This window comes from Actinoplanes sp. NPDC019969, assembly GCF_055562375.1.
Map to the genome: position 1 here is coordinate 155,323 of NZ_JBVHFK010000007.1, position 25,830 is coordinate 181,152.

Sequence of the window (25,830 nt, forward strand, 5' to 3'; positions counted from 1 at the left end):
AGCGGTCCGAAGGACTCATTCAATCGTGCGTGGATTGGCCGCCCGCACGGGGCACAACTATGGTGGGGCGCATGGCGTCGACCCTTGTCGATCTAGACCAGCCGTCGTACCGGAACGAGGGGTTCTGCGCCGCGCTGGAGCTGGCCGTCGCCGCCGGGCGGGAGCTGGGGCCGGTCCACGGCGCCGCCGCCACCGCCGCGGACGAGCGGGTCCAGCGGGAGGCGATCCGGCGGCTGCGCACCGGCACGACCGCCAACCCCGGGCTGCTCGCGCTGCTGGCCGAGGGCCGGTTCGCCGACCTGCCGGAGATCGCCGCGGAGGAGACGGCGGTGGGCCGCGCGCTCGCCGTGCCCGATCTGTTCTGTCTCGCCGCCCCGCCCGGCGCCGCTCGTACCCTGGCCGTCCTGGAGATCGTCCGCGCGGCCGCCCTGCGGGGCGAGCGGGTGCTGCTCGCCGCCCCGGTGGCGCCGCCGGTCGACGCGCTGGTGGCCCGGCTGCCGGAGGGTGTGACGATCATCCGCGCCGGCCACGATCCGGAGGGGCCGGGTGGCATCGTCACGGTGGCGGCCGGTGTCCAGCGGCGGGTCCTGGCCCGGTCGCAGGCCGCCGCCCGCGCGCTGGAGCCGTGGCTCGGCGAGCCGTCCCCGGCGATGGGCTGGCTGCGCCGGCTGACCACCGCGCTGGCCGAGGCGGCCGAGGCCCGGGAGCGTGCCGACCGGGCCGCCGCGCACCGGGAGCTGACCGTGCGGGAGGCGCGCGGGCGGCTCGGCGCGGACCAGCGGGAGCGGTCCCGGGCCAAGCACGCGGCGGAACGGGCGGCGGCGACCGCGGAGGCCGAGGTGGAGCTGCTGACCTCCGCGCTGCGCCGGGCCGAGGCCTCCCGGCTGCGCCGGTGGCGGGCGGAGCGGGTGCGGCGCGCGCTGGGCGAGGCGGTCCGGCTCGCGAGGGCTGCCCGCTCGGCGTTCCTCTCGACCCGTGCGGCGTACGAGGAAAGCTCCCGCCGCCTCGACAAAGCCGTCGAGCAGGACCCGGTCGTCCGGGCCGCCGCCGACCGGGCCGCGTTCGCCGACGTCGCGGCCCTGCGCGCGCTGGAGTCCGCGGAACGTTCCGCCCACCACCTGACCCGCCTGCTGTCCCCGGTGGCCGGGGCCCCGCGGTGGGACGCCGACCCGGCCGGCCTGTCCGGTCTCGCCGCCCACTGCCAGGCGATGGAGCCGGTGCTGCGCGGCCGGGCCGGGCTGTTGCGCGAGTGGCGGCAGCGGGCGGCCCGGCCGACCCGCCAGCTGCACGCCGAGCTGCAGCGCTACGCCGACGTGGTGTCCACCTCGTGCCTGGACGCCGGCCGCCCGGAACACGGCGACCTGGACTTCGACCTGCTGGTGCTGGCCGACGCGGGCCGGGTGCCGGTGCCGGACGCGCTGGCGCCGCTGGTCCGGGCCCGCCGGGCGGTGCTGGTCGGCGAGACCGGCCGGGAGCCGCTGCGCGACGACACGGTGGTCCGCGCCTGGGTGGCCGCCCGCTGCCCGTCCGGCGCCGACGCCGCGGAGCTGTCCGGGCTGCTCACCGCCAGCGTGTTCGGGCGGGTCGCGGCCCGGGCGCCGGCCGGCAACCGGGCGGAGGCGGGCCGGTGACCGGGGCCGCGCACCTGCCGATGCGGGAGGTGGTCCGGCGGGTCTCGGCGCTGCCGGACGTGCGGCCGGTGCGGTTCGTGCCGCTGCTGCTGCCGATGTGGGCGGTGGAGGTGGTGGCCACGGTCCGGCAGGCGCACGCCTACGACGTGTTCGACCGCTATCTGACCCGGGCGCTGGCCGAGGCCGGGCTGTCCGGCCCCGGCGAGCTGGCGGCGTTCTTCGGGGTGGAGCCGGCGCTGGTGGAGCGGACGGCGCGGTTCCTGGAGACGATCGGGCACGTGCGGCGGGAGTCCGGCGGGCTGGCGCTGACCGAGCTGGGCCGCCGATCGAACGCGGACGGGCGGCGGTACGTGTTGTCCCCGGGCCGGCGGCTGACCCTGCGCTTCGACGGCGGGGCGGCGCGGCCGGTGCCGTACCCGCACGCCACCCACTCGGTGTGGCTGCCGCAACCGGCGCTGACCCTGCCGGACGGGACCGTTTTCACCGCCGTGGGCGAGCCCGCCGACCTGCCCGCCGATGCCGTGGATCAACTGCTGAGCAGGGCGGACGTCGCGGACTTCACCGGCCCGGCGGTGCCGGTGGAGGTGACCGGCCCAAAGCCGCGGCCGGTGTGGCTGCCGGTCTATCTGGTCGAGTGCTCCGACGATCCGGTGGTCTTCGGATGGGCGGTGGACGGGCCCGATCCGTACCTTTTGCAGGTTTATCGCGCTTGCGGTGGGGAACCGCAGGATGACCTTCCGCAGTGTGGGGACCGCCACGGTCCCTGACGGACCAGGATGGTCCATAACGGTCTACGGTGGTCCGCATGCCCCGTCCCACCAAACAGCAGATCGACGACGAGATCCTCGAGGCCGCGGCACATCTGTTCGCCCGGCACGGGTTCAAGGAGACCTCGATCCAGCGGATCGCGGACACGGTCGGCTACTCCAAGACCGGCCTGCTGCACCGCTTCCCGACCAAGGAGGCGCTGCAGTCCGCGGTGATCGACCGGTGCGTGGAGCAGATCCGCGACACCGGCTCCGGCGTGTCCGGCCTTCCGGCCGGCCCGGAACGGGACAGGGCTGTGCTCACCGGGCTCGCGCATCTCGCCGCGAGCCAGCCCGGCATGGTCGCCCTGCTGCTCTCCTCCGTGCTCAGCGAGCCGGACAGTGAGATCGGCCAGGCACTCGCGGTGATCGGGCAGACCCTCGCCGAGGCCTTCGGCGACGACCTGTTCGCCGACACCGGTCGGGCGCTCCGGATCACCGGAGCGCTCGGCGCGGTCGCAGTGGCCAGCATCGCCCTCTGCGACCGGCTTCCCGCGGCCGACGCCCCGGCCCGTCTCGCCGAGATCGGGTACGACGCGCTCGGCCACAAGGCCTAAGCCCCACCTTTCGACGAAGGAAACCCCTCATGGCAACGCTGCTGCACCGGCTCGGGCTGGCGTCAGTACGGCACCGGTTACTGGTCACCATCGCCTGGCTGGTGACCCTGGTCGCCGTCGGCGTCGGCGCGGGCACCCTCTCCGGGGCCACGGCCAACACGTTCAGCATCCCCGGCCAGGAGTCCACCACCGCGCTCTCCCTGATGAAGGAGAAGTTCGGCGAGGCGTCGGCCGGCGCGACGGTGCAGGTGGTCCTCGAAGCCCCGGCCGGGCAGAGGATCACCGCGCCGGCGAACGCGGCGAAGGTCGCCCAGATCGTCGCCGACCTCGGTAAACTGCCCGGCGCGGTGAGCGCGTCCAACCCGCTCGACCCGAAGGCGCCGGCGGTGTCCCGGGACCAGGCGGCGGCGTACAGCTCGGTGCGGTACCCGGTGCAGCCGTCCGAGGTCACCGACGAGCAGCGCACGGCGATCACCGCCGCCGTCGAGCGTGCCCGCGCGGCCGGGCTGACCGTCGAGGCCCGCGGCGAGGCGCTGAGCAACCCGGCCGACATCGGCGGCGCCTCCGAGATCCTCGGCGTCGTCGTGGCCCTGATCGTGCTCGCCCTCACCTACGGCTCGCTGGTCGCCGCCGGCATGAACCTGCTGACCGCGATCGTCGGCGTCGGCATCGGCGCGGCCGGCATCGTCACCCTGAGCGGTTTCACCGAGCTGCAGTCCACCACCCCGATCCTGGCCGTCATGCTCGGCCTCGCGGTGGGCATCGACTACGCCCTGTTCATCGTCACCCGGTTCCGGCACGAACTGCGGCACGGCCGGACGGTCGAGGACGCCGCCGCGATGGCCGTCGGCACCGCCGGCTCAGCCGTCGTCACCGCCGGCCTGACCGTGGTCATCGCCCTGGCCGGCCTGTCCGTCGTCGGCATCCCGTTCCTGTCCGAGATGGGCATCGCGGCCGCCGCCACCATCGTGATCGCCGTGCTCGTCGCGATCACCCTGGTCCCGGCGATCCTCGGCTACATCGGCGTCCGGGCGCTGCCCCGCAAGCTGCGTGACGTCCCGCTCGGCGACGAGCCGGTCGAGGGCCGTGGCTTCATCCACGGCTGGGCGAACGTCGTCACCCGGCAGCGCTGGCTCAGCCTGATCGCCGCCGTCGCCGTCCTCGGCGTCATCGCCATCCCGTTCTTCTCGATGAAGACCACCCTGGCCCAGCGCGCCGCCGAGGGCACCACCCAGGCCCGCGCCCAGGCGATCATGGACAGCCGCTTCGGCCCGGGCGTCAGCAGCCCGCTGCTGATCCTGGTCGACGGCCCGAAGGCGGTCACCCACGCCGCCGCCGTGCAGAAGCAGGTCGCCAAGCTGCCCGACGTCGCGCTCGCCCTTCCGGCCACCCCCAGCGCCGACAGATCCGCCGCGCTGATCACGATCATCCCGGCGTCCGGCCCCGAGGACCAGAAGACCGTCGACCTGGTGCACGCCATCCGTGACCAGGTCGCCGACGCCGACGGCGCCGCGGTCTACGTCACCGGCAACACCGCCGTCAGCATCGACGTGTCGCAGAAGCTCAACGACGCCCTGCCGGTCTACCTCGCCCTCGTCGTCGGCCTGGCGTTCGTGCTGCTGGTGCTGGTCTTCCGGTCCCTGCTGGTCCCGGTCGTCGGCGTGCTCGGCTTCCTGCTGACCATCGGCGCCGCGTTCGGCGCCACCGTCGCGGTGTTCCAGTGGGGCTGGGCCGCCGACGCGGTCAACGCCGGCTCCACCGGCCCGATCCTCAGCCTCGCCCCGATCATCATCGTCGGCATCCTGTTCGGCCTGGCCATGGACTACCAGGTGTTCCTGGTGGCCCGGATGCACGAGGCCCACGCCCACGGCGCCCGGCCTCTCGACGCGATCGTCACCGGGTTCCGGCAGGCCGCCCCCGTCGTCATCGCCGCGGCGACCATCATGTTCGCGGTGTTCGCCGCCTTCGTCCCGGAAGGCAACGACACCATCAAGCCGATCGCGTTCGCCCTGGCCGTCGGCATCGCCTTCGACGCGTTCATCGTCCGCATGATCGCCGTCCCGGCGGCCCTGGCCCTGCTCGGCCGTTCCGCCTGGTGGCTGCCGTCCTGGCTGCGCTGGCTCCCGGAGCTGGACGTCGAGGGCGCCGCCCTGGAACGCACCCCCGCCCGCTCCACCGCCGACCTCATCCACACCCACTAGCCCGTTCCGCGTGTGGAGTTCGGCCGTCCATACCGCCCGAACTCCACACACGGCTCGTGACCGCACGGCCGGCCGTCCGCGTTCCCCCGCAGCAAGATCCTCTCCGGCTGGTTCTCAGGGCTGTCTCACGCACGCCGGGACAACCCTGAGAGCCAGCCGGTCTTGGTTTCCGGTTTCGGCTGGTTGCTACGGCTGTTCCGGGCTGTGAGGGCCCCGTACGGCGAAAGCGTGAAGCCCGGCCCGGGGAGACCCGGACCGGGCCGCCGACGGTGTGTCACGCCGACCACTTGATGTAGGGGTTGACCTTGCCGCCCCAGTCGAAGACGGCCATGTTGTCCCAGCCGTCGCCGGTGCCGTTGATGTTCGCCGGATCCCAGCCGTTGCCCTTGATGGCGTACCAGGTCGGCTCCCAGTAGAAGACGCCGATGGCGCCGGCGTTGCGGGCCGTGTTCTGCACCCAGGTGAACTGCTGGGCCTGGCCCGCCGAGGTGGACGGGATGTTGTCGCAGAGCACCGTGCCGGGGATGGAGTTCTTCTCGCTGTCGGCGTCGGCGGTGGTGAACTGGTACGCCGTCTCGACGATCACCACCGGCTTGCCGTACCGGGCCCGCGCGTCGGCGATCACGTTGTACAGGTTGGCGAGCGTGCCGTGCCACATGCAGTAGTACGACAGGCCGGTGATGTCCCACTGCACGCCCTGCGCCTTGATGCCGTCGTAGAACCAGCGCGCGTTGCTCATACTGTCCGCGTCGGCGGTGTGGATGATCACCTGGGTGCCGCTGTTGCACGCCTTCGTCGCGTTGTAGCCCTGCTTCAGGAGCCCGGCCAGCGGCGCGAAGTTGCTGTTCACGACCTGGCCCTTCGGCCACAGCATGCCGACGTTGATCTCGTTGCCGATCTGCACGCTGTCCGGGGTGAGCCCGGCCGACTTGAGACTCGTGCAGACGTCGTACGTGTAGTTGTAGACGTCCTGCTGCAGCTGCGTGAGTGTGTGGTTGGCCCAGGCGGCCGGGGGATACTGCTTGCCGGGGTCGGCCCATGTGTCGGAGTAGTGGAAGTCGACCATGAGCTTCAGGCCCTTGGCCTTGATCGCCTTCGCCTGCTGGAGCACCTTGGCCTTGTTGTTGTAGCCGCTGGCCGGGTTGTTCCAGACCCGCAGCCGGGCGTAGTTGACCCCGGCGGACTTGAGGATGTCGTACGGGTCGGCCTGCGCCCCGGCCGCGTTGTAGTACCTACCGCCGAGGTCGAGGGTGCGCTGCAGCGACGACACGTCGGCGCCGAGCATGGTGAGGGAGGCGGCCCGGGCCGGCGCCGGGTTGATCGTCACGGCGATCACGGCGGCCAGGACCGCGCCGAGGATCTTCTTCATGGTTCACCGAATCCAGCGGATGTAGGGGTTGATGCGGCCGGCGTCGTCGAACGTCGCCATGTTCTCCCAGGCGTTGCCGGAGTTCTCGATGTCCTCGGTGTCCCAGCCGTTGCCGTCGATCGCGGTCCAGGTGGGCTCCCAGTAGAAGACGCCGATGGCGCCGGCGTCGCGTGCGGTGGTCTGCACGGCGGCGAACTGCTGCGCCTGGCCCTGCTTCGTGGCGGGGATCCCGTCACAGGGCGCGGCGGACAGCATGATGTTCTCCAGATGGTCGAAGTTCTCGGTGGTGTACGGGTACGCCGTCTCCGCGATCACCACCGGCTTGCCGTACCGGTCCTTGACGTCGGCGACGACCGTCGCCAGGTTCGCCAGCGAGCCGTGCCACATGCAGTAGTACGACAGCGCGGTGATGTCCCACTTCGCCCCGGCCGCGGTGATCCCGTCGTAGAACCAGCGCGCCGCGTCGATCTTCTCGGCCAGCGCGGTGTGCACCAGCACCCGGGTCTTGCGGTTGCAGGCCTTGGTCGCGTCGTACCCGGCGTTGAGCAGTTTCGCGAGCGGCCCGAAGTCGCTGTTGTTCACGTAACCGGTGGGCCACAGCATGCCGACGTTGATCTCGTTGCCGATCTGCACGCTGTCCGGGGTGGTGCCCTGCTTCTTCAGGCTGGTGCAGACGTCGTACGTGTAGTCGTACACGTCCTTGCGCAGTTGTTCGAGGTCGTGCCCCTCCCAGGCCTTCGGGGTGAACTGCTTGCCCGGGTCGGCCCAGGTGTCGGAGTAGTGGAAGTCGATCAGCAGCTTGTGCCCGGCCTTCGTCGCCGCGCGCGCCTGCTGCAGGACCTTCGCCTTGTTGGAGTAGCCGCTGGCCGGGTCGTTCCAGATGCGCAGCCGCACGTAGTTGACGCCGGCCTTCTCGAGGATCTCGTACGGGTTGCCGCGCCGGCCGCGGACGTCGGAGAACGTGGCGCCCAGTTCCTGTGAGCGCTGCAGGGTGGAGACGTCGGCGCCGCGCATGGTGAGGCCGGTCCTCTCGTTCGCTGCTGCGGGCTGGGGGAGGAGCGTCACCGCGAGGACCGCGGCGACGACGAGGGGGATCTTCTTCATGACACTCCTTGTCTTCCATGACAAAAGGGGCGTTTCAGGAATAGGGGCCGGCCTTGATCAAGGGGGGTATCAAGGCCGGCGGCTCTAGGAAGGGGAGGAGGCCCGGACCACCAGGCTGGTGGGCACGGTGATGGAGAGTGGGGTACGCCCGGCGATCACATCCGTGAGCAGCCGGACCATCTCTTCGCTGATGCGTTCCATCGGGTTGCGGACGGTGGTGAGCGTCGGCTCGGTGGTGACCGCCAGGACCGAGTCGTCGAAGCCGACCACCCGGACGCCGCCCGGCACGTCCCGGCCCGCCTCGCGCAGCACCGGCAGGGTCGCCGCGGCCATCGCGTCCGACGCCGCGAAGACCCCGTCCAGGTCGGGCACCCGGTCCAGCAGCGCCCGCATCCCGGCCGCGCCGCTCTCCCGGCTCCAGTCGCCGTGCTCGATGTACGCCGGATCGACGGTGATCCCGTGCGCGGTCAGCGCGTCGGCGTAGCCCCGCAGCCGGAACACGCCCCCGAACTGGTCCTGCGGCCCGGTGATGGTGGCGATCCGCCGGCAGCCGGCGGCGATCAGGTGCTCGACGCCCGCCCGGGCGCCACCCCAGTCGTCGGCCGACACCGAGCTGATCGAGTCCTCGAAGCCGAGCACCTGCCCACAGGCGACGATCGGGATCTCCGCCCGCACCAGCTGCGACAGCAGCGGGTCACCGGAGTGCGGCGACACCAGCAGCACCCCGTCGACGTGGCCGCCGGAGAGGTACGTCAGGGTCCGCGCCCGTTCCTCCGGCGTCGACGCGATCATCAGGATCAGCGTCAGCTCCCGGTCGGAGAGCGCCTGCGCCACCCCGCGCAGCAGCACCGAGAAGTTCGGGTCCTCGAACAGCAGGTGCTGCGGCTCGGTCAGCAGGAACGCGATCGAGCCGGATTTGCCGGTGGCCAGCGAGCGGGCGTGCGGGTTCGCGGTGTACCCGGTCCGGGCGATCGCGTCCCGGACCGCCCGGACCGCCTCCGGGCTCACCCAGTCACGCCCGTTCAGCACGCGGGAGACGGTCGCGTAGGAGACCCCCGCCTCGGCCGCGACATCGCGGATGGTGGGGCGTTTACGCGACACCTTCGGGATCATAGTCACGCCTTCACGCCGCCGGCGGCCAGGTCGACCTGCCAGTAGCGTTGCAGGGCCAGGAACAGCGCGATCAGCGGGACGATCGACACCAGCGCGCCGGTGACCACCGCGGTGTACATCGACGGCTGGTTGGCGCCCTGGTTGAGCAGGCCGTTCAGGCCGACCGTGATCGGGTAGAGGCGGTCGTCGCCGAGCATGATGTACGGCAGCATGAAGTTGTTCCACACCGCCACGAACTGGAACAGGAACACCGTCACCAGACCGGTCCGCATCATCGGCAGCACCACCCGGGCGAACGTGCGCCATTCGCTGGAGCCGTCGATCCGGGACGCCTCCAGGATCTCGGTGGGGATCGCGGCGCCGGCGAAGATCCGGGCGAGGTAGATGCCGTACGGGCTGATGAAGCTGGGCAGCAGCACCGCCCAGTACGTGTTGGTCATGCCCACCTTGGCCAGCAGCAGGTACTGCGGGATGGCCAGCAGCACGCCCGGCACCAGGACGCCGGCCAGGATCACGTTGAAGACGAAGGACTTACCGCGGAAGTCGAACTTCGCCAGAGCGTACCCGGCCATCGCCGACACCAGCGTGGAGGCGGCCGCGCCGACCCCGGCGTACAGGGCGGTGTTGGCCATCCAGCGCCAGTAGAGCCCGTCCCGGTAGTCGTTCAGGTCGACGATGTTGTCCCACAGGTGGGTGCTCGGGGCGAGGGTGAACGTGGAGAACAGCTCGCCGGAGCTCTTGCTGGACGCGATCAGCACCCAGATCACCGGGATCAGGCAGTACAGCGCGCCGAGAACCAGCAGGATCGTCGCCGTGGTGCTGCGCTTGGTCTTCCGCATCAGTCCTCCTGGTTGAAGGCCCGGCGCCCGACGAGCTTCAGGAAGCCGAAGGACAGGACGAACGTGGCGAGCGCGATGACCACCGAGGTGGCGGCGGCCGCGTACAGGTCGTTGCGGGCGAACGCGTCCCGGTAGACCTTCATCAGCGGCGTCCACGTGGTGGAGATGGTGTTGGCGAGCGGGCGCAGCGTCATCGGCTCGGCGAACACCTGCAACGTCGCGATCAGCGAGAACACGAACGTCATCACCAGCGACGGCATCACGATCGGGATCTTGATGCGCCAGGCGATCGAGAACTCCGAGGCGCCGTCGATGCGGGCCGACTCGTACAGGCTGGTCGGGACGGCCTTCAGCGCGGTGTAGATGACGATCATGTTGAAGCCGGTGCCGCCCCAGATCGCGATGTTCGCGACCGCCCACAGCGTCAGGTCGCTGGAGAGCAGGTTCGGCGCGGGAATGCCGGCGGCCTCGAAGGCGTCCGTGATCGGGCTGACCCGGGGCAGGTAGAGGAAGCCCCAGAGCAGCGAGGCGACCACGGCCGGCACCGCGTACGGCAGGAAGATGGAGACACGGGCGACCTTGCCGATCGTCGCCCGGACCCGGTTCGCGTCCAGCAGCAGCGCGAACAGCAGGGCCAGGCCGAGCATGGTGGGGACGACGATCAGGCCGTACGCGCCGATCCGCCCGACGCTCGGCAGGAAGTCCGGGTCGGTCAGCGACCGGGCGTAGTTGTCGAACCCGGCCCAGACCTCGGTGCGCGCCTTCGAACCCAGGCCCAGCCCGCTCACCTTGACCTTGCGCAGGCTCAGATAGCCGGCGTAGACGATCGGCGCGGCCAGGAACGCGGTGAACAGGATCAGAGCGGGGGCGAGGAAGGCGTACGGGGTTCCGGATCTCTTCATATCTCTTTCCCAGGAACGTTCCGGGCGGGCGGGGACCCGCCCGGAGACGGTCACTTAGCCGGCGACGGTGAACCCGGTGTTCTTCAGGTCGTCCACGGTGGTCTTCTGCATCGTGGTCAGGGACTCGGTGAAGGCGGCGGCCTTCTTCGACTCGGCGGCCTTGCCGAAGGCGTCGTTGAACGCGCTGTACGCGACGTTGACGTTCGGGCCGTACGTGAACGGCGCGAGCTGCTTCGACGCCTCACCGGCGATCGTGTAGAAGTCCGCCTGGCCCGAGAAGAACGCCGGCGGGCTGGTCAGGACACTGGCGGCGTCGTTCGCGGCCGGGTAGACGCTGGCCTCGGTGGCGAGCAGCTTCAGGGCCTCCGGGTCGCTGTTGAGCCACGAGACGAACTGGGCGGCCTGCTTCTTGTGCTTCGACTGGGTGGTCACGCCGACCGCCGAGCCGCCCCACGCGCCGGTCTTCGGAGCGCTGGCGTCCCACTGCGGCATGGCAGCGGCCTTCCACTTGCCCTTGGTGTCCTTCGCCGAGCCCTCGAGCACGCCCGGCGCCCAGACCGCGCTGACCCAGCCGACCTGCGTGCCGTCGTTGAGCGCGGCGTTCCACTCCGGGGTGTACATCGGCTTGTTGTCGATGACGCCCTTCTCCACCAGGCCACCCCAGTAGGAGGCGACCTTCCGGGTGGCCGGCTCGTCGATCTTGACGCTCCAGGCGTCGCCGTTCACGCCCCACCAGGACGCGCCGGCCTGCTGCGCGAGACCGGTGAACAGGCCCGCGTCGGTCGCCGAGAAGGTGCCGAGGTACTGCTTGGGGTTCGCCTTGTGGATCTTCTCGGCGGCGGCCGCGTAGTCGTCCCAGGTCTTCGGGGCCTGCAGGCCGTTCTTCTCGAAGACGTCCGAGCGGTAGAAGAACATCAGCGGGCCGGAGTCCTGCGGGACGCCGTAGACGGCCTCGGAGCCCAGGGTGACGCCGTTCCACGTACCCGCCGGGAATTTGTCCTTGACCGGGCCGACCTCGGCCGAGATGTCGGCGAGCGCGTCCGAGGACACCAGGGTGGGGATCTTCTGGTACTCCGCCTGCATGATGTCCGGCGCGCCGGAGCCCGCCTTGATCGCGGTGAGCAGCTTCGTGACGGCCGGGTCGCCACCGTCCTGCTTGTTGACCGTGACCTGGATGCCGGGGTTCTTGGCGTTCCAGGCGGCGGCGACCTTGTCCATGTTCGGCGCCCAGGTCCAGTAGGTCAGCGCGACCTTCTCGTTCGGGTCGGTGGCGCCCTCCGGCGAGTCGGAGCTGCTGCAGGCGGTGCCGGTGAAAAGAGCCGCTGCGGTCAGAGCCGCCATCAGCGGTGCGTATTTAGTCTTCATCGATCCTCCTTGATCGGCTTAGCCGGGGGCGGGGAAGCCGGGGGAAGGGAGCGCTCAACTCGGGTCGATCCCTGTGACCGGTTACAGTGCTGGTGTTACGGCCGTGTGTCAAGCCCTTGCGTCTGTCCCGTTACGCCTGTGTATCGTTCGGGCCGACCGGGCTGTGACCGGTTACAGTCAAGTCGCAAGGAGCTGATCCATGTCGGGGCACGAGCCGCTCTCCGTCCGCCATCAAGACTGGGCGACCCCCCTGCGCCGGCCGCGGATGAGCAACGTCGAGGACGCGCGCCCCGGCCTGTCGCTGACCAACCGCTACCTGAGCCGCGACGGGGTTCCGGTCATCCCGGTCTCCGGCGAGCTGCACTACAGCCGGGTGCCCCGGGCACGCTGGGCGGAGCGGCTGCGGCAGATGAAGGCCGGCGGCGTCACCGTCGTCGCCAGCTACGTCTTCTGGCTGCACCACTCGCCGGCCCGCGGCGTGGCCCGCTTCGACGGTGACCTCGACGTGGCCGCCTTCGTCGACCTGGTCGCCGAGACCGGCCTCGACATGGTGCTCCGGATCGGGCCGTGGGTGCACGGCGAGTCCCGCAACGGCGGCTTCCCCGACTGGGTGCAACAGGCGCCGGTCCGGCACCGCACCGACGACCCGGACTATCTCGGCCTGGTCACCGAGTGGTTCGGCCAGATCAGCGCCGCCCTCGGGAAGTCCGGGCGCAAGCTGCTCGGCATCCAGCTGGAGAACGAGCTGTACGACCAGCCGCGGCACCTGGTCACCCTGAAACGGCTGGCCCGCGAGGCCGGGATGTCCGCGCCGCTCTGGACCGCCACCGCGTGGGGTGGCGCCGACCTGCCCGCGGAGGAGGTCCTCCCGCTCTACGGGGGCTACGGCGACGGCTTCTGGGTCGACGCCGACGCGCCGTGGGACCCGACGTTCCGCGACCACTACTTCTTCTCGCACGTCTGGGACGACGCGGGCATCGGCGCGGACGTGCGGCGGGCCCAGGCGATCGAGGCGGCGTCCGGCGGCCCGCGTACCCCGTCCGAGGAGTTCCCGGCGGCCACCTGCGAACTCGGCGGAGGGATGGCGACGGCGTACCACCGGCGCCCGCGCCCGGAGGCGCTCGACGTCGCCGCCATCGCCCACTGCAAGATCGGCAACGGGTCGGCCTGGCAGGGCTACTACATGTACGCCGGCGGCACCAACCCCGGCCCCGACCTGCAGGAATCACACGCCACCAGCTACCCCAACGACATCGCCCGCCTCGGGTACGACTTCCACGCACCGATCGGCGAGGCCGGCGTGCTCGCGCCCAGCCACGCCGAACTGCGCCGCCAGCACGCCTTCCTGTCCGCCTTCGGGGCATCGCTGGCCGACATGCCGTCCAGCCTCCCCGACGTCCGCCCCACCGGCGTCGAGGACTCGTCCACGCTGCGCTGGGCCCTGCGCAGCGACGGGACCAGCGGCTTCGTTTTCGTCTCCTGGCACCAGCCGCACTTCCCGCTGCCGGCCTACCGCGGCGCCCGCTTCACCGCCGCCCTCGGCGACCGGCGGATCACCTTCCCCTCGGCGCCGATCGACATCCCGGCCGGCACGCTGGCCCGCTGGCCGCTGAACCTCACCGCCGGCGGCGCCACCGTCACCTACGCCACCGCGTCGGCCCTGACCCTGCTCCCCGGCGACGTCCCCACCCTGGTCCTGGTGGCCGAACCCGGCATCGACCCGGAGATCAGCGTCTCCGGCACGGTCCACCGGATCACCCCCGGACCGGAGCCGCTCCGGTTCGGAGGCCTGGACGTGCTCGTCCTCCCCGCCGCCCTGGCCGCCTCCGTGTGGGTCACCGAGGACGGCGGCCGCCGCCTGTTCCTCACCGACGACGAGCTGCAGTGGGACGCGTCCGGTCAGATCACGGTCAAAGCCGGGAAGCCTGCTTCGGTACGCCGTTACGACCCCGCCACCCGCACCTTCGCCGACGTGACCGTCCCCCAGCCGTTCCCCCCGGCGACCGAGCCGGTGACCGTCGAGGAGCTGCGCCCCGCCGCCCCCACCGTCCCGGTCACCTACGGCAAGCACGAGGGCCGCCCGTCCGCCCCTGCCGCCGACGTGTTCGACGAGCTGGCCGCCGTCTACCGGCTCCGGCTGCCGGCCACCGACCCCGCCCGCGACCCGCTCCTGCGTGTCGTCTGGGCCGGCGACGTCGCCGAACTCCGCATCGACGGCCGTACCGTCACCGACCGCTACTGGGACGGCTCCACCTGGCTGATCAACCTGACCGACGCCGGCTACCTGCCCGGCACGCAGCTCACCCTGCACGTGCTGCCGCTGGCCGCGGGCTCCCCGGTCGCGGTCCCGGACTCCGCCCGTGCCCGCCTCCGCACCACCGACACCCAGCTCCTGTCCCTGGACACCGTCGAGCTGATCACCCGCACTGTCTCCACCGCCATCTGACTCCGCCAGCCCTGGGAGCGCGGCGCCACCAGCGCCGCGTTCCCGGCCTACCGTGCGGCGTTTCGGTCTCACCGGGGCATTCCTGGCCTACTGGGGCGTTTCCGGTTTCCCTGCGGCGTTTCCCGTTTCCCGCGGCGTTTCCGGTTTCCCATGGCGTTTCAGCTTCACCGGCGGCCTTTCCAGCGTCCCGTGGCCTTCCGGGCCGTGATCATCGGCGGGGACTACAACGCCCAGCCGTTTCCCGCCGCGTCCTTGGCCTCCGCGTCTGCCACCACCAAGATCGGCCCGCACAGGCGATCTTGTGCGATTCGCGCCGACATTCCCTGCCCAAGATCGGTAGAGCTGGCGGTCTTGGGCAGGCGGTATCGCATTTCCGCAGCTCAGCGCACAAGAAAGGGCGGTAATTCGATCTTGTGCGCTCGGCTGCGGTGTCAGATCCCCAAGATCGGGCGCGCGCTTCGTTGGAGAGCCCACACGGTAAGAATCGCGTTCTCGCCCTCGGCGCCCGGCTGACGGGACCTCGGGCAACCGTGGAGGAGCCTTGCACGGAGCCACGGTTGCCCGAGGCGCAGGTCGCCGACGCGGCCCAGGCCACCGCCTCCGGCCTGAACAGCTCCCGCGCCGCCGCCCACGAGCTGGCCGGCATGGCCGGCGGCCTGACCGGCGCGGTCCGCCGCTTCGAGATCGCCCGTTAGAGCGGGTGGCGATCATGACCCGGGAGGAGACCGCATAGTACTGTCCGTTTCATGGGCGACGATCGATCTTCGGCCCGGTCCGCGCAGCGCCTGGCCGAAGTGGAGGCCGGTGCGCCGGCCGTGCACTACGACGACGAGGAACGTCCGGCGCGGGAACTCGGCGGCCGGGTCGGGGCTCTCGTCTCGGTCGTCGCGTTCGGTGTGGCGCTGCTGGTGCTGTGGCAGGTGTTCCGGCCGCTGTCGCAGGGCAGCCAGTACTACCTGATCATCTTCCTGGCGGGGACGCTGCCACTGGTCTTCCTGGCGTACAGGAGCGGGGCCGGCAAAGGGCGGGAGACGCCCACCGTGACCGACTGGCTGCTCGCCGGCACCGGCCTCGTGGTCTGTCTCTATCCGGTGGTCAGCGGGTACAACGCGTTCCTGGACCGGCAGGGGCTGCTCGCGCCGGCCGACGTCGCCTTCGGCGCCGTGCTGCTGATCCTGGTGGTCGAGGCCTGCCGGCGCACCACCGGGTGGGCGCTTCCCCTCGTCTGCCTTCTCTTCCTGGGGTACGCCTACTACGGCGGCCTGCTTCCCCAGACCTGGCCGATCGCGCACGCCGGATTCGACTTCGCGCAGATCGTCGACGCCCTTTTCAACTCCGGCAGCGGGTTCTACGGCACCCCGCTCGACGTGGCGGCCACGTACATCGTGCTGTTCACCATCTACGGCGCGGTCCTCGACCTGTCCGGCGCGAGCCGGTTCTTCGTCGACCTGTCGGTGGCCGCGTTCCGTAGGTCGCGCAGCGCGGCGGGCCGGACCGCCGTCGCCGCCGGGTTCCTGCTGGGCACGGTCTCCGGATCGGGTACGGCCACCGCCGTCAGTGTCGGCGCGGTGACCTGGCCGATGCTCCGGCGGGCCGGCTATCCGGCCGAGCAGGCGGGCGGCATGCTGGCCGCGGCCGGGGTCGGCGCGATCCTGTCCCCGCCGACGCTGGGCGCCGCCGCGTTCATCGTCGCCGAGTACCTGAACGTCTCCTACCTGACCGTCCTCGGCTGGGCGACGATCCCGACCGTCCTCTACTACCTGGGCATCCTGCTGGCCGTGGAGATCGACGTGCGGCGGTACGGGGTACGCCCGATCGACGCCCCGCCGACCAGCGCGTGGCGGCTGCTCGGCCGGTTCGGGTACCACTTCTCCTCGCTGATCGTCATCGTGGTGCTGCTCGCGCTGGGCGAGAGCGCCACCCGCTCGGTGGTGTACGCGACGATCCTGTCGGCCGCCCTGTCCTTCCTGGACCGCAGCGCCCGGCTGACCCCGCCGCGGATCTTCGCGGCGCTGGCGGCCGGGGTGCGCGGGGTGCTGCCGGTGGTCGCGGTGTGTGCCGCGGCCGGCATCATCACCGCCACCACGACGAAGACCGGACTCGGCGCCCAGCTGGCGTCGCTGCTGGTCAACGGGGCGAAGGCGATCACCGACGAACCGCGGGCGGTGCTCGCGCTGACCGTGGTGCTGGCCGCGTTCGCCCTCGCCCTGCTCGGCCTGGCGGTGCCGGTCACCGCCAGCTTCATCATCGGCTGGGTGATCATCGGCCCGGCGCTGCTGACCCTCGGGGTGCCGGCGCCGGCGGCGGCCATGTTCGTCTTCTACTACTCGGTGCTGTCCGAGGTGACCCCGCCGACCGCGCTCGCCGCGGTCGGCGCCAGCGCGATCACCGGTGGCCGGGCCATCGCGACGATGTGGCAGGCGCTGAAGTACGCGCTGCCCGCGTTCCTGGTGCCGATCGCGTTCGTGCTGACCGGCAACGGCGAGTACCTGCTGGCCCGCGGCCCGGTCCTGGGCGTGCTGTGGACCACGGCGGTGGCGATGCTCGCGGTGTTCGCGCTGGCCGTCGCGACCGGCGCGTGGGTGCCGGGCGCCGGCGCGGCCGGGCCGGTGAGCCGGGTGCTGGCGGGCCTGGCCGGGCTGCTGCTGCTCTACCTGGAGCCGGTAACGATCGCCGCCGGCGTGACGGCCCTGCTCGCGGCCGTGGCGGTCGCCTTCGCCGGGCGTACCCCTCAGACCCCCCTTGGAAGTTCGCCTTCGCAGCAGTCATCCCCGGAGGAAGCATGAGACGAATACTGAGTTGGGCGCTGGTCAGCACGCTCGCGGCCGCCACCGCGGCGTGCGGCGGCCGGCAGGACGCGGCGAGCACCGACACCGGAGGCGAGGTCACCTGCGAGGTGGGCCAGGCCACCCGGGTCGGCATCGCGACGGGCAACTCCACCGGCGTCTACTTCGCCTTGGGCAACGCGTACGCCGAGCAGGTCAACGCCTCGAACAAGAACGTCCAGGCCACCGCCTCGGAGACCGGCGCCTCGGTGCAGAACATCCAGGCGCTGGTGGCCGGCACGTACGGGGTGGCGTTCTCGCTGGCCGACACGGCGGCCGACGCGGTGAACGGCACCGGCAGCTTCAAGGAGAAGCAGCCGGTGGCGGCGCTGTCCCGGATCCACAGCAACTACACGCAGGTGATCGTCCGGAAGGCGTCCGGGATCAAGGACGTCGCCGGGATGAAGGGCAAGCGGGTCTCCACCGGCTCCCCGAAGTCCGGCACCGAGGTGATCGCGAACCGGCTGCTCACCGCGGCCGGCCTGAAACCGGAGACCGATGTCCAGGCGCAGAAACTGGACCTGACCAAGACCGTCGACGGGATCAAGGACGGCAGCATCGACGCCCTGTTCTGGTCCGGCGGCCTGCCCACGCCCGGCATCACCGATCTGCTCACCACCAGCAAGGACCAGGTGGAGTTCCTGGACATCACCCCGCTGCTGCCGGAGATGCAGAAGATCAACGAGGTCTATCAGGAGGGTGTCGTCCCGGCGGCCACCTACCAGACCCCGGCCGACGTGAAGACCATCGTGGTCCCGAACGTCCTGCTGGTCCGCGAGGACCTGGACGCGAACGTGGCCTGTGTGCTCACCAAGGTGCTCTTCGACAAGAAGAGCACCTTGGAGCAGGCCAACGCGGCGGCCAAGGAGATCAGCCTGGAGACGGCCCGCAAGACCGCCCCGGTGACGATCCACCGGGGCGCCGCCAAGGCCCTCGACGACCTGGGCGCACCCAAGTAGCCGCGTGATCGGCCGGCCCGGACCGCCACCGGGCCGGCCCGTCGTCCTTACCTGTCCCGGCGGAGCACGGCGGCCATGGCCAGCCCGCCGATCACCATCACCGCACCGAGGGCCAGGTCCACCGGGTCGTCGTGATTGACCACCAGGAGACCGGCGCCGCTCAGCGCCAGGACGAGAAAGAGCGCGTACAGAACGGTCTTTCGCCGTCTCGCGTCCACTAGAAACAGTCCTCCACGAAGTCGCTGGTGGTGTCCCCGATCGCCAGCGTCTCGATCATGAACACCCCGATCTCGATGCCCAGTACCAGAGATGCTCCACCGCTCAGTGGGGCGCCGGCAGCGGTGAAGAACATCGCACCGATGGTCGCGGTCCAGCCCAGGGCCGCCGCCCCGAAGCCGAACGCTGAGCTGGCACACGAGTCCAGGCCGGTGGGGTCGCTCTTGTTGACGGGGTCACAGCCGGCGTAGGGGTAGGGGATGTCCTTTCCGCTGGGGTCGCGCTGGGTGAAGCGGCCCAGCCCCGGGTCGTAGTAGCGGGCGCCGAACTTGGTGAGCCCGGTGAAGCTGTCGAAGAAGCCGCCGGCGTAACGCCACGGGTTGTGGATCTGCTGGGACGCGGACAGTTGATTGCCGTACGGGTCGTAGCTGTAGGAGTTGACCTTGGCGCCGCTGGTGTTCACCAGCCCGACCACCGAACCGAGCCCGTCGACGAGGTAGTAGTACCGCACCCCGTTGGCGCGCAAACCGATCAGGTTCCCGGTGTTGTCCCTGGTGTAGTAGTCGGAGGTGCCCCAGGGCGGCTCGATGGCGTCGGGGCCGACGGTGGTCATCGTGCTGACGCCGGTCGCCACGGGCCGGCTGGCGGAGGCGACGCCGAGTGCGCTGGTGGTGTAGTGGACGCTGCCGGCGCGGCGGCGTTCGGTCTGGTCGGCTCCGCCGTACTGCAGCGGGGCGTGCAGGTTCTTGCCGGGCGCGGTGATCCCGGTGGTCTGGTTGCTGACCGTGTTGTAGGTGAGTGCCCAGCCGTTGCCGGAGCCGGTCAGGTTGCCGTTGGCGTCGTACTGGTAGCTCGTGGATCCGCCGCTGGTGAGCTGGTGGGCGTCGTTGTAGTCGTAGTCGGTGGTGGCGCCGTTCTCGGTCTTCGAGGTGCGGTTGAAGTTGGCGTCGTAGCCGTAGCTGCGTGACAGGCTCGGCCCGGACGCTCCGGTGAGCCGGTTCGACTTGTCGTAGGTGTAGCTGGTGGTGCCGGACAGGTCGGTCATCGCGTTCCGCAGCGCGGTGTCGGCGCCGCCCTTGGTGTAGTCGTAGCTGAACGACGTCAGCTTCGCGCCGGTGGAGTCGTTGGTGGCCACGATCGACTTCTGCCGGCCCGACTTGTCGTACTCCATCTTCACGGTGATCCGTGGGCTGGTCGGCAGGTACATGTGGGTGCGGCGGTTGTTGTCGTCGTAGGTGAACGTGACGGGGCTCGTCGCGCCGGGCTCCTGCAGCGAGGTGACCAGGTTGACGGCGTTGTAGGCGTAGGTGACCGTGCCGCCGCCGTCGGTGTACCGGGTCAGGTTGCCGTTGCGGTCGAACTCGTAGCCGATCGCCGCCGCCCCGGGCAGCTGCTTGGCGGTCTGCCGGCCGAACCTGTCGTAGGTGAAGACGGTGACGCCGGTCGGGTCGCTCAGCCGGACCAGGTTGCCGTCCTTGTCGTAGTCGTAGTCGACGACCGCGCCGCCGTGGAACGTGATCCGGTCGATCCGGTCCAGCCGGTCGTAGGTGTACTGGGTCTTCTGCCCCTTGCCGTCGGTCTGCTCCGCCATGCGCGACAGGTTGTCGGGGACGATGGTGATGTCACCGAGCGGCGCCGGGTTGTCCACCTTGGTCAGGTTGCCCTTGGCGTCGTAGGTGTAGCTGGTGCGCACGTCCTTGGCGTCGTCCTGCCATTTGACGGTGCCGTTGTCGTTGTGGTCGGCCTCGAAGATCTTCTGGCCGGGGTACTGCGAGCTCTCCTCTGCCGTCTTGTTGCCCTTGACGTCGTAGGAGTAGCTCTTCGTGTTGCCCTGCGGGTCGGTCGAGGAGCTGACCGAGTGCGGGTGCGAGGTGTTGTTGTAGGCCAGTGACGACTTCGCGCCGGTGGCGATGCCCACCGAGGTGAGGTTGTCGGTGTTCGGGTCCCAGCCGAACGACGTGGTGTTGGTCAGCGAGTCGGTCGTGTTCTCGACGTTGTCGTTGGCGTTGTACTTCTTGGACCGCTTGTGGTTGAGGGCGTCCTTGACCTCGGTGACCCGGTCGCGGGTCTCGTAGGTGTGGGTGGTGACGCCGTCGGTGGTGGCCGTGGTGGCGCTGCCGTTGGGGTCGGTCACCTCGGTCCTGCCGGTGGCGTACGTTAACGTCCAGCGCGCCGCGTCCGGGGTGCCGCCGGGGTTGGTCTGCTCGAAGTAGTCGATCATCCGGGAGGTGTCCGGCTCGTAGCCGACGTTCGTGACCCGGCCCTCGGCGGTGGTGATCCTGGTGAGCCGGTCGCCGGTGTAGTCGAAGCGGGTCACGCCGCCGGCGGTGTCGGTGACGGTCTCCAGGTTCCGGTCGCCGTTGTAGGTGTAGGCCACCCGGCGGCCGGCGGGGTCGGTCACCGAGGACAGCCGGCCCGACGTGTAGGCGAGCGTGGTGACCCGGCTCTGGGTGTCGGTGATCGTGGTGACGTTGCCGGACCCGTCGTACCCGAAAGTGATCTTGTTGTCGTTCTTGTCGACGTTGCGCAGCAGCCGCCCGGTGCTGTCGGCGAAAAAGAAGCTCGCCTCGCTCTTGTCGAACTCCAGCCGCAGCTCACCGGTGCCGGTGTCACGGGTCAGGTCGGCGTCGATGCTTGGCGGCGTACGCCAGGAGTTCGTCCCGCTGTTGATGAACTTCGCGGTGAACCCGGTCGGCGCGTGGTAGGTGACGTCCGCTGTCGCGTGGTCGCTCCTCGAGTAGCTCAGCCGCACGTCCTGCGCGGTGCCGAGCGTCCAGCCCTTGCCGAGGGAGGTCGTCGAGGTGTCCCGCGAGTTGTAGTACCGGTCCAGGGTGAGGTCCGTGCCGGTGCCGCGGATCTGCAGGTCGGTCGCCGTGAGCAGCAGGTTGCCGTTGGCGACGTTGGCCTTCAGCTCGAGCCGGTCGGTGAGCTTCAGCTCCTGGAACGAGAACCGGCCCTGCTCGCCGGCCGGCGAGCCGTCGGAGGTCGTCATGAACCGCCACCCCGACCACGGCCCGGCAAGACTGCCGTCATGGCCGCGGGCCCGCCACCGGTAGGTGGTGTTCGCGTTCAGCTTGCCGCTGGTCACCGTCCACGACGACTCGCCGCCGTCGGCCACCGCCGACCCGGCGCCGGACACCATCAGCGTCGCGCCGGTCCGGTCGTAGACCTCGAAGTCCACCCGCCCGGTGCCGCCGTCCGGGTCGCTGAACACGCCCTTCATCACCGGGGTACGGGTCTCGGTCTCGGCCGCGTCACCGGGCTGCAGCTTCAGCGCGTCGAGGGCGTTCGGATAGCTGTTGTAGTTGACCACCGCGTACGGCTGCTGGCCCTGCTGCTCCGGCTCGGCCGGCTGGCTGGAGCGGAACTGCTTGAACCCGATGCTGTTGTCCGACGTCTCGTCGGTGGCCCGCAGCCCCATGTGCGCCGTGGACTGCTTCGCGTTCACCGCCCGCTGCAGGAACGACGTCCCGTTCACCGAGACCCAGCCGTCGTTGCAGGACGAGCTGAAGCCCTTGGTGGCGGTGCTGGTCGCCTCCCGGGTCTGCCAGGCCGGCTGGTTGGTCCACCGGGTGCTCGCGTTCGCCGCGCCGGTGGTCCACACCTCCCACTGCGCCGCCGTGCAGGACTGCGAGTACCAGTTCCAGAAGTGGAAGGTCGCCGACGTGACCTGGCGGCCCACCAGCGCGCCGGTGTTCCAGCTGACGAACGACCGGGCCACGTCGCCCGAGGTCAGGCCGAACTGCAGGTTGTTGGCGCCGGACCGGTCGGTCGTGTCGCCCTGCTTGACGTACGTGTCGAACGTGGTGCCCAGCGGGTTGATCTGCGGGTCCACGGTCACCGGGTACACCGTCGCCGGGTCGTCGAAGAACCTCTGATCCGGGCTCAGCGCCAGATCCGTCCGGCCGGCCTGGCGTGCCGTCTGCTTCACGGCCACCTTCGCGATCCGCTTCGGCCCGCCGGTGGCCGGGTCGATCGACGCGTCCCACATCTCCGGAGTGGGCGAGGTGCCGACCGTCCGCCCCTGGGCATCGGTGAAGATCAGGCCACCGCTGCCGTCCGCCTCGGTGGACAGCCCGGCCGCCCGCACCGGCACCCGCAGCGACGCCACATGCGCCGCCGCGGCGCGGTTCTTCACCACGAAGAACTGCTCGACACCGGTCGCCGAGGCCGCCACGACCAGGTCGACGCCGGCCCGGACCTCCGCGTAGACGGCCCGGTTGCCGATCAGGGCCGGCTCGGGCAGCGGCCCGTCCCAGCCGATGCCGACCCGCTCCGTGCCGACCCCGATGCTCAGCAGCTCGTGCTGGCCGGGACCGGCCTTGCCGGACAGGCGCAGGCCCCCGGGGTGCGCCACCGGTGCGATCGAACCATCCGCCTCCGCTCGCATGGTCGGATCGATCGGTTTCCAGGCGCCCGCGCCGTCGCGCATCCGCACCGGGCCCGCGAAGATCTTCGCGGTCCAGGTGCCGTCCGGGTTGGCGACGACGTCCTGCGTCTCCGAGCGGGCGCCGGCGTTCTCCACCGCCTTGCCGCAGGCCCGGGCCGCGGCCATCGCGCTCGCCTCGTCCGGTTGTGCGGGCAGCGAGCAGTCCGGTGCCGCCGATGCCGTCGCTACGGACGGCGTGTGTGCCGGCGCGGCCACCGCGGGCCGTGCCGGCGCCGGGACACCGGCCACGGTGACGGTCAGGGCGACCGCCACCCCCATCCGTCTCTTCCACGGCGCGGTCCGCCGAAAATGGGCAGGATTCATCGCTGGACCTCCAGGTCCGAATAGGGAGAAGCGATCATCAGACCGTAGGGGCAGACGTTTTATCGGGTCAATGATCGTCGATCTATTCAGAAGATCGGAATAAAGGTGCAAAGTCCACCGCAACGGCATCTACCTGCGGTTTAGCATCGGCTCTGCGGCCCGTTTTATAGCCTTAAATGCACTTCCCGGACCGGCTCGGTGATGAGGGAAATCAATTAGCGATGTACGGGCGATGTATTTTTTCCCGCTCAAGATGCCGATTCTCCCGGCCTGATTTACGATCCGCGGCCCGCGACGGGGGCCTGCCGTCATTTTTACGGTTGCCCTTTCTCGGGGCGGCTACTAATGTGGGGCCCAGCTTCGAGCGAGAGTCTGAGGAGACCAGCCATGTACCGCACCTGTTGCCGGCCCGCCGGGTGGTGTGGCTGAGTTCGCCCTCGCGATCTTCTCCACGCCGCCCGTCCCCGTCCGGGGTGGGCGGCGTTTCTCGTTCTACCTGTGGTTATCCGAGCGGGTGCGCCGAAGTGGGAGAGTCGGGGCCGGCTGTAAACCGGTTGCCAAGCGCTGAGCAGGTTCGAATCCTGCCGCCCGCACGCAAATGCATTGTGCATTGATTCCGATCGCATGCCCGAGTGGTCAGGGAACCGCCTGCAAAGCGGTCCACGCCGGTTCGAATCCGGCTGCGGTCTCGTTTGTCGTGAACCCGATGGCGTCCCCGGTGGTACACCCCGCAAGATGGAGGTCCAGCAGGGGAGACCGGATGACCCTCGTACGCGCCGTGGTGTGGGTGTTCCTGCTCGTCAATCTCGCCATCATCCATCTGCTCTTCGTCACCGCCGGGCCGCCCGCGCCCGACATTGCCGGGCAGGCCGGCCGGCTGCTCGGGCTCTACCTCGCGTTCGCGCTCGTCGTGCAGGTGCTGCTGGTCGCCCGGGTGCCGGCGCTGGACCGGGCGTTCGGCATGGACCGGCTGACCGGCTGGCACCGCTGGACCGGCCTCACCGTCTTCTGGCTCGCGCTGTTGCACCCGTCGTTCGTGATCGCCGGATTCGCCCGCCACGACCGGGCCCCGGTGCCCGCCACCGTCCTGTCCCTGGCCGGTCAGATCCCGGTGCTGCTCGGCATGATCGCCGTGGCAGTGATCGCCGTGGTCGTCACGCTGTCCCTGCGGGCCGCCCGGCGGCGGCTGTCCTACGAGACCTGGCACACCATCCACCTGCTGCTGTACGTGGTGCTGGCGCTCGGCATCGTGCACCAGGTCTACGAGGGCACCGCCTTCACCGTCAACCCGATCACCCGGATCTACTGGTGGGGCCTGTGGACGTTCGCGATCGGCGCGCTGCTCACCGGCCGTCTGATCCTGCCGCTGATCCGCAACCGGCGGCACCGGCTCCGCGTCGCCGCCGTCGTCCCCGAATCCGGCGACGTGGTGTCGGTGCACGTCACCGGCCGCGACCTGGACCGGCTCCGGGCCCGGGCCGGGCAGTTCTTCCTGTGGCGGTTCCCGGGCCACAACCGGTGGTGGCAGGTGAACCCGTTCTCCCTGTCCGCCGCGCCGAACGGCAGGTCACTGCGGCTCACCGCGAAAGCCGTCGGGACGACCAGCGCCGGGCTGCGAGACCTGCCGGTCGGGGCGCGGGTGTTCGCCGAAGGCCCGTACGGCGCGTTCACCCTGGCCCGCCGCACCCGCCCCGGCACCCTCATGATCGCCGGCGGCATCGGGGTCACCCCGGTCCGGGCCCTCCTCGAAGACCCCGGCCTCGGCACCGACGTGATCATCATCTACCGGGTCCGCAGCGGCGCCGACGCCGTCCTCCTCGGCGAGATGCGCAACCTCGCCCGCGAACGCGGCGCCCGCCTCCACCTGATCACCGGCCGCACCGGCGGCGCCAACCAGCCGTTCCACCCGGACAACCTGCGCCGCCTGATCCCCGACATCACCGACCGCGACGTGTACGTGTGCGGCCCGGCCGCCCTCACCCGGGCGGTCCTCGCCACCCTGCGCACCCTGAAGGTCCCGTCCCGCCAGGTGCATGCCGAGCTGTTCCGCCTGGCCGGTGGCGCCTGATCCACACGCGAAGCGCCGCTCCGGCGCAGCGGTGTCCTCTCACGACCGTCTCACCCGCGCTCGCGCGGATGGAGTCGTCCTCCCGGTCTCCGGCCGTCAGGGCGCATCGTCTGAGTGGCTCTCGGACCGCCACACGCACCGTCACCGTCACCGGCGCGGGGTGATCGGTCAGCCGAGGGGCTGTCGCGTGCGGCTCGGAGGCCAGGAGGATCCGGATCGCTGTGTGATGACGTCACCGGCTCGCTCATCTACCCGCCGGCAGATCTTGTGCGATTCGTGCCGGTGCTTCCTGACCAAGATCGCGAGCCTTATCGATCTTGGGCAGGAAGCACCGGATTGCGGCGCACAAGATCGGGATCGTGTCCGACCTTGTGCCCCTCGCTCCGGGAAGCCGGTGTTCCGAATCCAAGATCGAGGGCCTTGCCGATCTTGGGCCGGTGATGCCGGTGCGCATCACCCAAGATCGCGAGCACGGGAGCAGCGGGAGCAGGGTGGAGCGTGAGCAGTGGGCAGCGGGCAGCGGGTGCAGCGGGAGGAGCGGGAGCAGCAGGCAGCGGGCGGAGCGGGCAGCGGGTGGAGCGGGCGGAGCGGGAGGAGCGGGAACAGCGGGCAGCAGGTGGAGCGGGGAGCGGGAACAGCGGGCAGCGGGAGCGGCGACCGGTTTCGGTGGTGGTGT

Annotated in this window: 17 protein-coding genes and 2 tRNA genes; 11 read left to right on the forward strand and 8 right to left on the reverse strand. The window is 70.6% G+C overall.

The genetic code is table 11. The annotated features are described in order from the left end of the window. Window positions 1-71: 71 nt before the first annotated feature. Genes ACZ3II_RS21905 through ACZ3II_RS21920 form a run of 4 tightly spaced genes read left to right on the forward strand, consistent with a single transcriptional unit; the run spans window position 72 to window position 5,195 of the window. Entirely contained in the window at window positions 72-1,631 is a 1,560-nt protein-coding gene (locus ACZ3II_RS21905) for an AAA domain-containing protein (RefSeq protein ID WP_465519545.1), read from the forward strand. Beyond that, window positions 1,628-2,398, forward strand: a complete 771-nt coding sequence (locus ACZ3II_RS21910) for a hypothetical protein (RefSeq protein WP_465519546.1) — start codon at window positions 1,628-1,630, stop codon at window positions 2,396-2,398. Before ACZ3II_RS21905 ends, ACZ3II_RS21910 begins: the two co-directional genes overlap by 4 nt. A 38-nt stretch (window positions 2,399-2,436) precedes the next feature. Further along, window positions 2,437-2,994, forward strand: coding sequence for a TetR/AcrR family transcriptional regulator (locus ACZ3II_RS21915; protein WP_465519547.1), 558 nt, complete (start codon window positions 2,437-2,439; stop codon window positions 2,992-2,994). A 29-nt stretch (window positions 2,995-3,023) separates the two neighbouring features. Next, window positions 3,024-5,195, forward strand: coding sequence for an MMPL family transporter (locus tag ACZ3II_RS21920; RefSeq protein ID WP_465519548.1), 2,172 nt, complete (start codon window positions 3,024-3,026; stop codon window positions 5,193-5,195). A 274-nt stretch (window positions 5,196-5,469) separates the two neighbouring features. Here the strand turns inward: ACZ3II_RS21920 and ACZ3II_RS21925 are convergent, their stop codons facing one another. The 6 genes from ACZ3II_RS21925 to ACZ3II_RS21950 all read right to left on the reverse strand — a co-directional run bounded on the left by ACZ3II_RS21925 (window position 5,470) and on the right by ACZ3II_RS21950 (window position 11,887). Continuing rightward, the gene (locus tag ACZ3II_RS21925; RefSeq protein ID WP_465519549.1) at window positions 5,470-6,564 is read right to left on the reverse strand and encodes a glycoside hydrolase family 53 protein; all 1,095 of its coding nucleotides are present in this window, start codon (window positions 6,562-6,564) and stop codon (window positions 5,470-5,472) included. A 3-nt stretch (window positions 6,565-6,567) separates the two neighbouring features. Then, a complete protein-coding gene (locus tag ACZ3II_RS21930; protein WP_465519550.1) occupies window positions 6,568-7,668 on the reverse strand; it encodes a glycoside hydrolase family 53 protein in 1,101 nt (366 codons plus the stop codon). 84 nt (window positions 7,669-7,752) lie between these two features. Beyond that, window positions 7,753-8,769 (reverse strand): LacI family DNA-binding transcriptional regulator, encoded by a 1,017-nt coding sequence (locus tag ACZ3II_RS21935; RefSeq protein WP_465519551.1) that lies wholly within the window; start codon window positions 8,767-8,769, stop codon window positions 7,753-7,755. A 14-nt stretch (window positions 8,770-8,783) separates the two neighbouring features. Then, window positions 8,784-9,620, reverse strand: a complete 837-nt coding sequence (locus tag ACZ3II_RS21940; RefSeq protein WP_465519552.1) for a carbohydrate ABC transporter permease — start codon at window positions 9,618-9,620, stop codon at window positions 8,784-8,786. Then, window positions 9,620-10,522 carry a carbohydrate ABC transporter permease gene (locus ACZ3II_RS21945; protein ID WP_465519553.1) on the reverse strand — a complete coding sequence of 301 codons (903 nt, stop codon included), beginning with the start codon at window positions 10,520-10,522 and terminating at the stop codon, window positions 9,620-9,622. Before ACZ3II_RS21945 ends, ACZ3II_RS21940 begins: the two co-directional genes overlap by 1 nt. A 54-nt stretch (window positions 10,523-10,576) precedes the next feature. Next, window positions 10,577-11,887 carry an ABC transporter substrate-binding protein gene (locus tag ACZ3II_RS21950; protein ID WP_465519554.1) on the reverse strand — a complete coding sequence of 437 codons (1,311 nt, stop codon included), beginning with the start codon at window positions 11,885-11,887 and terminating at the stop codon, window positions 10,577-10,579. 199 nt (window positions 11,888-12,086) lie between these two features. On the opposite strand from ACZ3II_RS21950, the gene ACZ3II_RS21955 reads away from it, so the two are divergent. The 4 genes from ACZ3II_RS21955 (at window position 12,087) to ACZ3II_RS21970 (ending at window position 18,117) form a co-directional block, all read left to right on the forward strand. Continuing rightward, window positions 12,087-14,333, forward strand: coding sequence for a beta-galactosidase (locus tag ACZ3II_RS21955; RefSeq protein ID WP_465519555.1), 2,247 nt, complete (start codon window positions 12,087-12,089; stop codon window positions 14,331-14,333). A 557-nt stretch (window positions 14,334-14,890) separates the two neighbouring features. Further along, the gene (locus ACZ3II_RS21960; protein WP_465519556.1) at window positions 14,891-15,028 is read left to right on the forward strand and encodes a hypothetical protein; all 138 of its coding nucleotides are present in this window, start codon (window positions 14,891-14,893) and stop codon (window positions 15,026-15,028) included. A 51-nt stretch (window positions 15,029-15,079) separates the two neighbouring features. Continuing rightward, the gene (locus ACZ3II_RS21965) at window positions 15,080-17,119 is read left to right on the forward strand and encodes a TRAP transporter permease (RefSeq protein WP_465519557.1); all 2,040 of its coding nucleotides are present in this window, start codon (window positions 15,080-15,082) and stop codon (window positions 17,117-17,119) included. Further along, complete coding sequence (locus tag ACZ3II_RS21970) at window positions 17,116-18,117, forward strand: TAXI family TRAP transporter solute-binding subunit (RefSeq protein WP_465519558.1); 1,002 nt, start codon at window positions 17,116-17,118, stop codon at window positions 18,115-18,117. Before ACZ3II_RS21965 ends, ACZ3II_RS21970 begins: the two co-directional genes overlap by 4 nt. 47 nt (window positions 18,118-18,164) lie before the next feature. Here ACZ3II_RS21970 and ACZ3II_RS21975 read toward each other — a convergent pair whose 3' ends face one another. Both ACZ3II_RS21975 and ACZ3II_RS21980 read right to left on the reverse strand, forming a co-directional pair. Continuing rightward, complete coding sequence (locus ACZ3II_RS21975) at window positions 18,165-18,335, reverse strand: hypothetical protein (protein ID WP_465519559.1); 171 nt, start codon at window positions 18,333-18,335, stop codon at window positions 18,165-18,167. After that, on the reverse strand, window positions 18,335-23,041 hold the full coding sequence (locus ACZ3II_RS21980) for an RHS repeat domain-containing protein (RefSeq protein WP_465519560.1): 4,707 nt from the start codon (window positions 23,039-23,041) through the stop codon (window positions 18,335-18,337). Before ACZ3II_RS21980 ends, ACZ3II_RS21975 begins: the two co-directional genes overlap by 1 nt. A gap of 555 nt (window positions 23,042-23,596) precedes the next feature. On the opposite strand from ACZ3II_RS21980, the gene ACZ3II_RS21985 reads away from it, so the two are divergent. The 3 genes from ACZ3II_RS21985 (at window position 23,597) to ACZ3II_RS21995 (ending at window position 25,154) form a co-directional block, all read left to right on the forward strand. Next, window positions 23,597-23,679 (forward strand) — tRNA-Tyr (locus tag ACZ3II_RS21985). 25 nt (window positions 23,680-23,704) lie between these two features. Continuing rightward, window positions 23,705-23,775, forward strand: a tRNA-Cys gene (locus ACZ3II_RS21990). Window positions 23,776-23,846: 71 nt separating this feature from the next. Then, complete coding sequence (locus tag ACZ3II_RS21995) at window positions 23,847-25,154, forward strand: ferredoxin reductase family protein (protein ID WP_465519561.1); 1,308 nt, start codon at window positions 23,847-23,849, stop codon at window positions 25,152-25,154. Window positions 25,155-25,830 lie beyond the last annotated feature (676 nt).